Below are 13,031 nucleotides of genomic sequence, written 5' to 3' on the forward strand. Positions count from 1 at the left end.
GAGATGAGACCGCGGGGCGTTCAGGTGATCAGGGTCCCAAGCCCAAGGCTTATGGCCCGGGCCGGGACCTTACTTCCTTACTGAAATCAGGATTGGTAGTTCCGTGATTCAGTGGAAGAGCGCGAGCTGGATTTTCCGCCGCGCGCGGTCGCGGTGTCGGTGTCGTTTTTGTCCGAAGACTTGCCATCGGATGTCGTCATCGAATCAGACCAGGTCTTCTTGTTGCCGGTGCTCGACTCCGCTTGCACGCGCAGCTCGTTCCGCACGTCGCTCACGCCGCGGATACGTTCGGCGCAGTCCTCCGCCAGACGTTTCATACGGCGCTCACTGACCGTGCCTTTCAATGTGACGACGCCGCTTTCGACGGTCAGATCGATTTCGCTCGCGTCAATATGTTGATCTTGGGTGAGAGCGTCGCTCAGCTCTTCTTTGATGCGCTCGTCCGAGCGACGATAGCCTTTCGGCGCCACGCCCGAAAAGCGACCTTGTTGTTCACTTCGCGACGAACGTTCCCAATCGCGCTGGCCGTAGTCGGCGCGGCCGAAGGCCGATTGCGAATCACGACTGCCCCACGAGCTTTCGTCGCGACCTTGGTAGTTGTCACGACTCGAGCGTGAAGAAGGGGATGGGGATTGGTAAGATCCGTAAGTCTCGCCGTATCCCATGCCGTAGGATTGACCGAAGCCTTGATTGTAGCCGCGGTTCGACGAGTTGTCGTGCGAACGTTGGTCCATGTTCGAGCGGTCGTAATCCGAACCGTAGTTGCCGTATGAAGAAGAAGAAGAGCGGCTATACTGATCGTAATCGCGGTCCGCGCGGTAGTCGGTGCCATTCGAAGGCGACCACTGATCCATCGAACGTTCCGTCGAGCGTCCGCCTTGCGACGAGCGACCGAAGCTTTGCTCCTGCCCGCGATAGCCGCGACCCGAGCTCATGTCTTGACGACCCCAAGTTTGGTGTTGGTCACGGTCCGAGGATTGACCGGTGTAGTCGTTTCCGTAACGTTCCGCGCCGTAGTCCGAACGTTGTTGCGAGCCGTATTCGGTGCGGTCCGCGCGCGAGAAGGGTTGGCTGTTGTAGCTGTTCTGTTGATCCATATACTCGGGATACTCCGAAGCGGTCGAACGTTGCTGACCCTCGAAGACCCGGTCGCCTTCGAAGCGGCGTCCGTAATTTTGTTGATCGTATCCACGATCGTAGTCATTGCGTCGACCGTAGCCCTGATTGCTTCCTTGATTGCGATTGCGTCCGTTCATGGCGAATTCCTTTCGGTGATTTACGGGAAGTTGTTTCCGGTAGCGAGGCCTCGATGAGCAAAGGCCGTACCGAGGTATAAGCGTCTGCAATAGTGCAATCGCTCGGAAAAAAGGGGGAGGAGTAGGGAGGAAACGACGGCGTAATGTTTTGCATTCGTGAAGACGCCGGACTTCTGTCCCGTGAAAGGCTTTATGAAAAATTTGAAAATCTACACCGTCGGTTACGAAGGTCAGAACATCGACGACTTCGTGGCGGGTCTGAAGAAGAAGCGCGTGAAGATGATCGCCGACTTGCGTAAAAATCCTCTGAGTCGAAAGCCCGGCTTCTCGAAAAGACGATTGGCGGCGGCCCTTGAATCCGTCGGAATCGACTATAGGCATTACCCCGGATTGGGTGTTCCTTCCGAATGGCGTCAGCGTGCGCGCGCGGGGAAGATGACTCGACCCGAGATGTTTCGACGTTATGAAAAGCAGATCTTGCCGAAACATCAGGAAGAGTTGGCAGAAATCATGTCGGGAATTGCGCGGCCCGGTTACGCGCTTTTGTGTTACGAAGCGGATGCTTCGGACTGTCACCGCCGTTCCGTGACGGAAGCGATTCAGCGCCGTGCGCGTGGCCGTGTGGAAGTCGTCGATCTCAGGATCCCGCCGCCAAAGACCGGAGCGCGGTAACGTCGAGCTCGGCGATCAGCGGATAGTGGTCCGAGAAAACGCGGGTTTCCTTCGTCTTCAGGACGCGCGCGGACTTTAGGAGTCCTTGCGGTCGACACCACATCCGGTCCAGCGAAAAAAGCGGAAAGCGCGTGGGGAAAGTGGCGCCGCATTTCAAGGGTACGAGATATTCCTCAAGCTTACGGAGAGCGATCGAGGCGGAATGCCATTCGTTCAGGTCGCCACCCACGATCAGTGGCACGTCGCTTTTGCGCGCGAGGAGTTCGCCGAGTTTGCGCAGTTGAAAACCGCGTTCGACGGATTTAAGTCCTTTGTGCGTGTTGAGGATGTGCAACGGACCGTCCGGCGTCTGCGCGAAAGTTTCGAGGATGTTGCGGGGTTCCCGTCCCGCATGGCTGACGTCGATGACGTTCGTGTTCCTCAGCGGAAACCGCGAGAGGATGGCGTTGCCGTACCAACCGAGCGAAGTGGAAATCGTCGGTCCTTCGGCGATGAAAGGAAAACGTCCCCCCGCCAGCACGCTAATGTCGACGGCCGCGAATTTCCGTTTCGGTCGGGTGTCCATTTCCTGAATGAGGGCGATATCGATTTCATGCCCTTCCAGCAAACGCGAGATGCGCGCGTAGTCCCGGTGCCCATCCGTACCGATCGCTCCGTGGATATTGTAGGTCAATATCCGCATACCGCCTCACACCGTCTGGGGGTTTTGTCGTTTTTGGACTTGCTTCACGACGAAGTAGGTCGCCCCCACGATCAACAGCCAAACGCCGAGTCCCAGCGCCAGGTACTTCGCGGTCTCTTCGTTCGGGTTCAAGATCACTTGCGTCAGCGAATCACCCAGAAGTCCCTTCGCGACGAACGCGGGCAGGAATGCGAGGAAGGTCCCCAACACGAAATCGAGGAAACGAACGGACGAGACGCCCGCCGCCAGATTCACGAGCGTGAAAGGCGCGATGGGGATCAGACGCACGAGCATGACGCCGATGATGCCGGCTTTCTCGAAATGTTGATCGATCTTGCGGGTGCGTTCGCCCATGATCTTTCGCAGGCCGCCGAAACCCGCCCAACGACCGAGCCAAAACCCCGTGGTCGCGCTGGCGAGCGCGCCGGCCATCGCGTAGGTCGGTCCCCAGATCGCGCCGAAAACGGCGGCGGTGATCAGGGAAAGCACGGTCACCGGGAAGAAGATGAAGCCGCCCAGGACGTAAACCGTGACGACGGCCGGGAGGCTCCAGGGGGACTGGCGCGTGGCTTCGAGGAAGGTCTGGATCTTGGCGGCCGTTAGATCATGAAAAAGAGAGCGCGCCGCAAAGATGGCGATGATCGCCATGACCGCAAAAATTCCGATGGCAAGGACTTTACCGCGACCGGGTGTAGACATTTTGGCGAACCCTCCGATGATTGGTGTAGACGGATCCGCCAGCATTTTCGCGACGGGTTGCAGTTTTCCATCCGTAAAATGTTCGTCACGCGTTTCGCGCAAGGAGTAACTTTCGGCGTTGGCCTCTTGCATGAACTCGTTCACGAAGCGTCCCTCGTCGCACATGCGGGCAACGTCTTGGATGGGGAGGCCCGAGTGTTCGGCCAAGAGATCGTCCCGCATCCGGCGAATCCAGTTCCGTTGCGCGGGGGTCGCGCCGTAGAACGTGACATCGCATTCGGTATCCAAGTTCATCGAACGGTTGGCGATATTCGCCGAACCCACGGTCATGTAACGATCATCGACAACGATGATTTTGGAATGAATACGTTTGTGAAGGGGGGCGCCGTCGGGTTTCAGGATGCCGGTGCAGAAGATGCCGACACGCCCGGCACGGATGCCGTCGGTCATGCGACGCTTGAACTCGATCCGTCCCGCCCACAGCCCTTCCCGCTCGAAAAGTCCCTGCGGATTGAACGAGCTCACGCAGATCACTTTCAAAGCGGGGTACTTTTTCAGTTGAGCGTTCAGGGCGTCGGCGATTTTCTCGCAGGCGAGGAATTGATTCTCGATGTAGATGAGCTGCCGGGCGGTCGGAATCAGATCCATGTACATCTTGTGGATTTCGGTCGTCGCCCGGCAATCCTTCATCTCGGGAAGCGTGCGTGAAATGGCGGCGTTGATGCGCCCTTGCTGCGGCGGAAAGTGACGAGGCCACGACGGCGCGGGTGTCGTGAGCGGGGGTGTCGCCCGCTCGGGCACCGCCTCGTATCCGGCGGCGCGCCGCCAGCGCCAACGCACGAGTTCGGCGAAATGTTTCACGATTGGCCCGTCCATCATCATCTGCGCGTCGTGGTAAGGGCCGTAAGGGCCGAGTTCGTCGGTGCGCTCGGGCTCGTGCACGCGGTGGTCGCGTTCGTCCCAACGCTGGCGGGCGATGTCCATGCCGCCGTTGAAGACGAGCTCGTCGTCGATCAAGATCACTTTCTGGTGTTGGCTGCCGCCGATGGGAATCGCGCTGTCCATGCAGATCGCGAGATTTTCCGGGGTCGCGCCGGTCCACGCGTATTCCGGAAGCGCCTCGCGTTCACCGAGAAACGCGATCGAGGGATCCCAGCGCAGCAGATAAATTTTCAGATCGGGATTCTGCTGCGCTTTCCAATTCAAAAGGTCGACGGCGCAGGACGGAATTTCCGAGGTCTTCTCTTCTTCACCGCGTAGAAGACGGACGTGACTGTCGATTTCCCATCCAAGAATGAAAATCGAGTGGCGCGCGTTCGCGATCGCGGCGTGAATCGCGCGGTAGTAGTCCGCGCAGTCGACAAGAAGACGCGCATGATTCACGGTTCCCGTGCGCCAACAGTTCTTCTCGGTCTGAAAAATATTTCGGGAGTAGAGACGAAGCTGATCCACCCCTAGCGGTTCAGCAAAGCCCGTACCGTCCCAGATAGGGGCATTACAAGAAATGCGGCGCGCGACGGGCCCGATCGAGAGCGAAAGCGCAGTTGATCAAACCGACGTGGCTGTAAGTTTGCGGGAAATTTCCCCATTGTTCTCCCGTCTCTGTATCGTAGTCTTCGGCCATGAGTCCGAGATGATTCTGCGCGCGCAAAACTTTTCGCAGAAGCTCTTCGGCTTCGCCCAGGAAGCCCAACTGCACCAACGCTTCGATGTACCAGAAGCTACAGATCATGAAAGCGGAGCGCTGTTGGCCGAAGTCGTCGGTGTGCCGGTAACGGACCAAAAATCCGGGCTCGATCTCGAGCTCTTTCTGGATCGCACGCAAATGCGAAATCGCCCGCTCGGGAGGTTTATCGTGAAAGTAGCCGAGGGTGATCATTTGCAGTTGGCTGGCGTCCAAATCATGCGAGCCGATCGCTTGCGTGTAAACGCCGCGCGCGGGATCGTAACATTCCTCCAGCAACTCGGCCGCGCGTTTCATGGCTTTTTCGGCGCGTTCCGCGAGATCGAGATCGTCCAAAGATAGGGCGATCTTGCGCGCGGCCGCGCTGCCCGCCCAATGAAAAAGCGAAGTGTAAGAGTGAATCGACTGACGCCCGCGGAACTCCCAAACGCCGTTGTCCGGATCTTCCAAAGTCGTCTCGATGTAGCGCAGAAGTGAATGCAAGGTCGCGCGCGAAACGCGGCTTTTGTCCGCATGACGTACATCCATGTACAAGTTGAAAATGGCGAGCAGGATCTGGCCGTAGCCGTCGTTTTGAATTTGCGTGACGGCGCCGTTCCCGATGCGCACGGGCTGATTGCCGCGAAAGCCTTGGAGTGGCAGTTCGCGTTCCGGCATGTCGGGTAAACCGTCAATACGGTACACGGGCTGCAAGTTCTTGAGGTTCCCGATGTTGAGGTTTTCGATGAAAGAAGAATATTTCTCCATTTCCTCATAGTGCCCCAGACTCTCGAGGGCCGAGAGCGTGTAGTACGTGTCGCGCAGCCAGCAGAAACGGTAATCCCAGTTGCGGCCTTCGCCGTCGATTTCCGGAAGACTCGTGGTGCAGCTGGCGACGATACCGCCCGTATCCTCGTACTGATGGATTTTCAGCGCGAGCGCGGAGCGGATCACTTCTTTCTGGAAAACGCGCGGGAGCGTGCAGCGCTCCACCCATGTCGTCCAATACTTTTGTGTCCGGTTTAGAAAATCTTCGAAGGTGGTGACGAGAGGGCCTTCCAGTGGTATACCCCAGGACAACACGAAGTACATGTCTTCGGTCAGGGCGAACGGTCGCTCTTGATGAATGAAATTGAGCGACGCATTCGTCGTGAGCCGCACGGGCTCGCCCAATCCACTGTAGCGAATGTGGTTACTGCCGAAGTGAACTTCGGGTTTCGTTTCGCCATACTCACCCACGGGCTTGCAGCAAATGCGCACACGCGGCGTGCCCGAGATACGGCGAATTTTTCGAAAGAGCATGAGCGGCTTGTGAATGCGCTCTTGCAGGAAAAATCGCGGTGCGAAATCGATGACTTCAAAGCTGCCGTCGGACGATTCGAAGGTCGTGGAAAGGATGTTGGTGTTGGCTAGGTATTTTTGTCGCGTTTGGGGATTCTCACCACAGGACTCGATCGTGAACTTGCCCCCTTTTTCCCCGTCGAGCAGTCCACCAAAAATGAAGCTGGAATCGAATCGCGGCCAGCAGAGCCACTGGATGCTCGCATGATGATCGACGAGAGCGGAAAAATTGCAATTGCCGATCATTCCCATCTGGTACTGGTTCTGCAGTGAAGGTTTTCCGGAATTTCGTGTCATGCGTACGTCCTTTTTTCAGCCATTCACGTTTTAGCGGGGTTCAGCTTCAGTGACAAAAGCAAAACAGATTTTCGTTTCCAACCGACTGCCGTTCAACGTCGATGCAAAAACCGGTCAACTTCAGCGCGGAAGTGGTGGTCTAGTTTCGGCTTTGCTGGGCGTCGATTTGCAAGAGCCCTTTTGGTGGCTGGGGTTCGAGACGCGCGAGGAGAATTTGCGTCCGCTCGAGGATAAGGCGTCCCAGGTTTCGCCGAATCTGCGTCTGAAGCCCGTGCTGCTGGATACGGCGACATACGACGATTATTACGACGGATTTAGCAACGACGTTCTGTGGCCGCTTTTCCATTACGAAAGCCAATACACGTTCTTCCAACCTCAGAACTGGGAAGCTTATATTCGCGCGAATCAGAAAATGGCCGACGCCATCCTGAAGGTGGCGGAGCCGAACGACTGCGTGTGGATTCATGACTTTCATTTCATGCTGCTGCCCGAGATGTTGCGCCAGGGGAACCCGTCGCTGAAAATCGGCTTCTTCCTGCACACGCCGTTTCCCGCCTTCGAGGTTTTCCGGCAGCTTCCGGTGCGGGACGCGCTTTTGAAATCGATGGTCCAGTGCGACCTGATCGGATTCCACGAGCATTCCTACCTGCGCCACTTTTCGATCACTCTCAAGTCGCAGCTCGGTATCGATTCGACGTTCTTCAAAGCGCGTATCGGCGCGCATACTTTGCAGATGGGAGTCTATCCGATCAGCATCGATACCGCCGGCATGAAAGAGAAGGCGGCGTCGGCCGAAGTCGATCGTCAGACCCGGGAGTACCACGAAAACATCCAGTCGAAGTTTTTGATCCTGGGCGTGGACCGATTGGACTACACGAAGGGGCTGGAGCTGAAGTTGAAGGGCGTCCACCGCGCGCTGGAGAAGTATCCCGAGCTGCGCGGTCAGCTGAACTTCCTGCAGGTCGCTATTCCCACGCGCACGAAAGTGCCCTCGTATATTCGCTTGAAGGAGCAGGTCGATCAATTGGTCGGGCAGATCAACGGGGCTTTCGGGCAGCCGGGATACGTGCCCGTCAATTATATCTTCGGTTCGGTGAACGAAACACAGCTGCTTGGACTGTACCGCCGGGCCGACGCGCTTCTGGTCTCGTCGAAACGCGATGGCATGAATTTGGTCGCGATCGAATACGCGATCTCCCAGCAGGCGGAGCAGCCGGGGGTCGTGATCGTAAGTGAATTCGCCGGGGTCGCGTCGATGCTCGGGCAGGCGTTGATCATCAATCCTTGGGACGAGGATTCGATGGCGGACGCGATTTACCGCGCGTTCAAGATGCCGACCGACGAGCGGCTCGAGCGGCAGAACGACCTGCAGGAACTGCTTTTCCGTTATTCGGCGAGCCAATGGGCGAATTCGTTCCTGACGGACTTGGCGAAAACCGCGGATGCGCACGAGCGTCGCGAAGTGGCGCCGCTTCCGTCCCGTCGTGAGGAATGGCCGAAAGAGCTCGTACAGCGAGTTCAACATGCGTCGAAGATTTGCTTGGTTCTGGATTACGATGGGACCGTCGTGCAGATCGAGCAACGCCCCGAGCTCGCCGTGCTGAGTTCTTTGCAGCGGGAATTTCTGAAGGAACTGCAGAAACGCGCCGAGGTGGTCATTCTGAGCGGGCGTCGGAAGGAATTCCTGGACCAACAGTTCGAGGACTGCTCCTTCACTTTGGGTGGAGAGCACGGCGCCTTCATCAAAGATCACAGCGGCGTTTGGCGCAATCGCATCAGCTCGGACATCCAGAGCTGGTACGGCGAGGCCCGTAACGTGATGCAAGCCTACGCGGACCGCGTTCCGTTGTCCTTCGTGGAGCAGAAAGAAGCCGCGCTGGTGTGGCACTACCGTCAAAGTCCGCAGACCTTCGCGGCGTTTCATGCCCACCGTCTGGACGAACAGCTCCAGGTCGGACTCGCCAACCAGCCGGTCACCGTAACCCTCGGCAATCGTGTGGTCGAAGCGAAAGCGATCGAGTGCAGCAAGGGGAGTTTCGTACGCGATCTCATGAAACAGTCCCCGGCGGGAACTCTATTTATATGTCTGGGGGACGATCTGACGGACGAGGACATGTTCAAGGTGGTCGGCCGCCGCGGACTTTCGATCAAAGTCGGCGACGGAAAAACCGGGGCGCAGTACCGGTTAGCCAAGCAGGGGGACGTGTCGGTTTTCCTCGGGGAGCTTCTCTTGATGCTCGATGGGCGCGTGAATTCGGGGAAGGGCGGGGAGCATTTGCCCCTCGCCAAAGGCTAGCGCGCCGTTTTTCGGGACACCTCGCGACGGCACCGCCATTGCTAATTAAAGCGGCGGCAAGGCGGTGACATGCAAAGTTATTCCAGCAGCATCAATATTTCGACTTCGGCCACGGCCATTAACACGTACTGCACCAAGTTTGAGAACTTGTGCCGCGCATTTCCGGGAAACGTCGACCTGCGGGTTCTCCCCGAAGATCGACTTCAATGGAAGGTGACCGCGCCTTTCAATGTCGAACTGGAAGGCATCGTTGAACATCGAAGCCTCGCTTCGGGTCGTGTGCTCTTGTGGAACTCCTCGGGAGAGGACGCCCCCAACTTCGAAATCATGATCGAAATTTTTGAAGAGCCCGCGGGAGACGAATGCGAAGTGCATCTGACTTACTCGTGGGAGCCGCTATCGGGAGATCTCTGCGCGAAGGCTCTGGTCCTGTCGGGTCTGCATCCGCAGACGCTGATTCCGAAGGTTCTGCTGGAGATGAAACGCGCCCTGGAAACCCACCGCTCCACGGGACTGCGCGCGATCGTCACGGACTTTTTCGCCGTGGACGTTTGGTCGCCCCGTAGCCAAGTCGTCTAATCTGGGGCCGGTTTCGGCGCTTTTTTCATCGTTTGGAAAGTTGGCACGGGTTGCAGCAGTTCAAGGACAGGTAAGACGGATCTTCAATTTCGAAGATCACCAACGGAAGGAACGACACCATGGCAAATCAAAGACAGGATTCGGTCCGTCAGGACTCGGGAAACAAAAAATCTTCGAGCCAATCGCAATCTCGCATGACCACGAACGCGACGAACCGCTCTCAGCAGCAGAATTCGCCGTCTTCGCAGCAGGGCATGAAGAACGCGAAGAATACGAAATAGTTTTTGATCATCGGACCCGGTCTGGAGATGACCGGCGAAAAGCGCGAGACTTTCCATTCCGGTCCCTGATGATGGTCGAGGCCTGTTCCCACGGGAACGGGCCTTTTTTTGGGCAAGACGGAATAACGAAAGGGGGCTCCCGATGTATTCCGAAACGTCCACGCCGAATCCAGCTTCCGTGACTGATCTACCGATTTTCCGGGGGCGCGGCACTCATCGGCTCCATACCGACTCCCTTTTGATCGACGAAGTTCTTTCCGATCAAGCCGTCGACGACTACCTTCGAGAACTTGAAATGCAGTGGGAAGTGCAAACGCTTCACTGGGTTCGCCAGGACGTGGTCGAACTTTATCCCGAGGTCCTCGAGCTGACGATCCGTGCGGCCTACAACTGGGCGGGGATTCCCTATTCCACACGTCGCTTCGGTTTCCGCGTCGGACGTTACCGCCGTATCTTGCGTGAGCGGGGCTCTTCACGATGGAACCAAATCAAAGGTATCTGGTCCCGTTGGCATGAGGAACGTAAGCTGCGTCGTTTTTTCGCGCGTGCCCAATCGAAAAAGCGTGGCGGTCATTTCCCGGCGGAACGGCTTGCGCTTTTGGTCGGTCTTGACGGTCGTTACATCGATCCGGCGCGACTGGCGCCCGTGATGATGGACTTTCTGAAATCGTTGGCGGAAGTCTCGGTCTTCATTCCTTTCGCGGCGCAAAGCATGCGTATCGACGATGAGTTTCGTCATGATGTGAATTGGGAGGTCGGCACCGGACGTCCGCGCCACGACATCATCAGTGGCGCGATGAATTTGGGGGTTAAGTATTTGACCGATCGATTGGTCTACGACGTTTCCATGTCGAAGGGGCCGGTTGAAAAAGTAAACTTGAAACACGTTGAAAGACGAATTTTTTCGGTAGGCCATAGATAGGCAGTTAGATCTGCAATCGAAGGGAGAGGCGATGCCCGAAATAGAGCAAAGAACCCATGTCCGTCCGCGCGCGGTGCCGATCATGCAAACCCATCGCGACGACAAAAGCCGTCGAGCGATCACCATCTTCGGGCTTAATCCGGCCGAGGTTTTCCAGTTCTGGAGAAACTTTCAGAATCTGCCGCGCTTCATGAAAGGCGTCTCGCGCGTCGATAACGTCGCGGGTGGGCAGACGCATTGGCTGGTCGAGCTTCCCTCGGGAATTCGCGCGTCTTGGAATGCCGAGATCACCGAAGAAGAACCGGGAGTCATGCTGGCCTGGCGCAGCCTGCCGGATTCGCAGGTTACGACCTCGGGTTCCGTTTGGTTCACCGCGAGTCCGGACGGGCGGAGCACCATCGTGACATTGTCCATGGATTACGAAATCATCGGCGGCCGCATGAGCGAGTTGACCACGCTGCTGATGGGTGAAGATCCGGACACGCTCGTGCAAACGAATTTGCGACGTCTCAAAGCGCTGCTCGAAACGGGCGAGATCCCGACCACTGAAGGACAGCCGTCGGGCCGCGAAGAACTGCAATCCGGAAAGGAGTCTCGGCAATGAAGGCACTCACTTGGGAAGGCAAACACGCGATCGCGGTCAAACACGTCCACAATCCGCGCATCTTGAATCCATCGGATGCGATCATCAAAGTCACCACCGCGGCGATCTGCGGATCGGATCTGCACCTTTATGACGGCTACATTCCCACGATGCAAAAAGGCGACATCATGGGACATGAAACCATGGGCGAGGTCGTCGAGATCGGTCCGAACGTCAAGAAGCTGAAGGTCGGCGACCGCATCGTCATTCCCTTCGACATCGGTTGCGGCAAGTGCCACCACTGCCAAGAAGAGGAATACGCAGCCTGCGACAACTCGAATCCGAATTACGTGATGGCCGAGAAGCTTTACGGATCGTCGGGCGCGGGGCTTTTCGGCTATTCGCATCTTTACGGCGGCTACGCCGGCGGCCAGGCCGAGTACATTCGGGTGCCTTACGCGGATACGAACTCTTTGATCATCCCGGCGGGTATCGATGACGAGAAGGTCTTATTTTTGAGCGATATTTTCCCGACGGGTTATATGGCGGCCGAAAACTGCAATATCCGCCGCGGCGATACCGTTGCCGTGTGGGGCTGCGGTCCCGTCGGGCAAATGGCGATTCGTAGCGCGTTCATGCTCGGCGCCGAGCGGGTCATCGCGATCGACCATTACGAAGGTCGATTGCAGATGGCGGCGCAGTCCGGTGCGGAAGTCATCAATTACGAAGAAGAGGATCAGCTCCTCGAAGAATTGAAGTTCCGCACGGGCGGTAACGGCCCCGACTCTTGTATCGATGCCGTAGGACTCGAAGCTCATGGGAACACGATTCCGGCGGGTTTGGACCGCGTGAAGGCGGCGCTCTGGTTGGCCACCGATCGTCCGAACGTTTTGCGCCAGACGCTGCAAGCGGCGCGGAAGTGCGGAACGGTTTCAATTCCCGGAGTTTACGGCGGTATGCTGGATAAAGTTCCGTTCGGGGCGGCGTTCGGCAAAGGGTTGACCTTGAAGATGGGGCAGACGCACACCCAAAAGTACATGCCGATGTTGCTTGAGCGCATTCTGAAGGAAGAAATCGATCCGTCCTTCGTGATCACCCACCGCATCGGCATCGACGACGGTCCCGAACTCTACAAGAAATTCAACGATGAAAAAGATGAATGCATCAAAGTCGTTATTAAGATGTAGGCGTTAAAAAATGAAAAGGTGGCTGCCGAGCCTAATGCAGCCACCTTTTCCAAACGAACGACGGGAGGACTGGCCCTTCGTTCGTTCGACGAACCGGCCGCCGTTGGGCGACGCGGTTCCGAACTTGAGTCACTAATTTTTGAAACCGGACCGCTCGGGGGTCGAACGATCCGGACGTTGAGGGTCCACGCGGGGGCGTACCTCGTCGTAGGGGTTGAAGTCGTTTTCCGGAAGCCCGGTGATGTCGCCTTCAGAAATCATATTGTTCGCGGCTTCGTCGAACGGCGGCGTTTTTCGCGTGGCGGGTTTCTTAGGCGCGGGCGCAACTTGCGCTTTCTGCGTGCGCTCGGTCGATTTTGTATCTTTGCCGGAAGTGGCCATTTGTTTTCTCCTTTTCTCGGGGCCCCTTTGAAGGGAGCCAGGCTCAATGAAAATCAGAGCAAATGAAGTGCCCCTTCCCTATCGAGCGAATCGGGAGGGTCTTGGGGACAATTGCCGGTCCGCATCCATATTTGGCACGGACTCGACTTCGATTTTGGAACGGGACCACTTCGACGGTCTTTGCCATTCGCA

12 protein-coding genes are annotated in these 13,031 nt (G+C 57.2%); 7 read left to right on the top strand and 5 right to left on the bottom strand.

Features of this window, described 5'->3' with window-relative positions; genetic code table 11:
* Positions 1–86: 86 nt before the first annotated feature.
* Complete coding sequence (locus KF767_00655; GenBank protein MBX3016367.1) at positions 87–1,256, bottom strand: BON domain-containing protein; 1,170 nt, start codon at positions 1,254–1,256, stop codon at positions 87–89.
* A gap of 192 nt (positions 1,257–1,448) precedes the next feature.
* On the opposite strand from KF767_00655, the gene KF767_00660 reads away from it, so the two are divergent.
* A complete protein-coding gene (locus tag KF767_00660; GenBank protein MBX3016368.1) occupies positions 1,449–1,928 on the top strand; it encodes a DUF488 domain-containing protein in 480 nt (159 codons plus the stop codon).
* On the opposite strand, the gene KF767_00665 is transcribed toward KF767_00660, so the two are convergent.
* From KF767_00665 to KF767_00675, 3 genes are read right to left on the bottom strand one after another with little or no spacing between them, the layout of a single operon-like run.
* Complete coding sequence (locus KF767_00665) at positions 1,894–2,610, bottom strand: endonuclease/exonuclease/phosphatase family protein (protein MBX3016369.1); 717 nt, start codon at positions 2,608–2,610, stop codon at positions 1,894–1,896. The two genes, KF767_00660 and KF767_00665, sit on opposite strands and share 35 nt — an antisense overlap.
* Before the next feature lie 6 nt (positions 2,611–2,616).
* Positions 2,617–4,761 (bottom strand): VTT domain-containing protein, encoded by a 2,145-nt coding sequence (locus KF767_00670; GenBank protein MBX3016370.1) that lies wholly within the window; start codon positions 4,759–4,761, stop codon positions 2,617–2,619.
* A 43-nt stretch (positions 4,762–4,804) separates the two neighbouring features.
* A complete protein-coding gene (locus KF767_00675; protein ID MBX3016371.1) occupies positions 4,805–6,610 on the bottom strand; it encodes a glycoside hydrolase family 15 protein in 1,806 nt (601 codons plus the stop codon).
* A 49-nt stretch (positions 6,611–6,659) separates the two neighbouring features.
* On the opposite strand from KF767_00675, the gene KF767_00680 reads away from it, so the two are divergent.
* The 6 genes from KF767_00680 to KF767_00705 all read left to right on the top strand — a co-directional run bounded on the left by KF767_00680 (position 6,660) and on the right by KF767_00705 (position 12,458).
* Positions 6,660–8,906, top strand: a complete 2,247-nt coding sequence (locus tag KF767_00680) for a bifunctional alpha,alpha-trehalose-phosphate synthase (UDP-forming)/trehalose-phosphatase (GenBank protein MBX3016372.1) — start codon at positions 6,660–6,662, stop codon at positions 8,904–8,906.
* A 69-nt stretch (positions 8,907–8,975) separates the two neighbouring features.
* Entirely contained in the window at positions 8,976–9,485 is a 510-nt protein-coding gene (locus tag KF767_00685; GenBank protein MBX3016373.1) for a hypothetical protein, read from the top strand.
* A gap of 119 nt (positions 9,486–9,604) precedes the next feature.
* Complete coding sequence (locus tag KF767_00690) at positions 9,605–9,766, top strand: hypothetical protein (protein ID MBX3016374.1); 162 nt, start codon at positions 9,605–9,607, stop codon at positions 9,764–9,766.
* Positions 9,767–9,944: 178 nt separating this feature from the next.
* Positions 9,945–10,688, top strand: a complete 744-nt coding sequence (locus KF767_00695; protein MBX3016375.1) for a hypothetical protein — start codon at positions 9,945–9,947, stop codon at positions 10,686–10,688.
* Positions 10,689–10,719: 31 nt separating this feature from the next.
* A complete protein-coding gene (locus KF767_00700; protein MBX3016376.1) occupies positions 10,720–11,292 on the top strand; it encodes an SRPBCC family protein in 573 nt (190 codons plus the stop codon).
* Entirely contained in the window at positions 11,289–12,458 is a 1,170-nt protein-coding gene (locus KF767_00705; protein MBX3016377.1) for a glutathione-dependent formaldehyde dehydrogenase, read from the top strand. Before KF767_00700 ends, KF767_00705 begins: the two co-directional genes overlap by 4 nt.
* 132 nt (positions 12,459–12,590) lie before the next feature.
* Here the strand turns inward: KF767_00705 and KF767_00710 are convergent, their stop codons facing one another.
* On the bottom strand, positions 12,591–12,839 hold the full coding sequence (locus KF767_00710; GenBank protein ID MBX3016378.1) for a hypothetical protein: 249 nt from the start codon (positions 12,837–12,839) through the stop codon (positions 12,591–12,593).
* Between the last annotated feature and the right edge of the window lie 192 nt (positions 12,840–13,031).

The sequence above is a fragment of the Pseudobdellovibrionaceae bacterium genome, assembly GCA_019637875.1.
Classification (GTDB): domain Bacteria; phylum Bdellovibrionota; class Bdellovibrionia; order Bdellovibrionales; family Bdellovibrionaceae; genus JAHBUW01.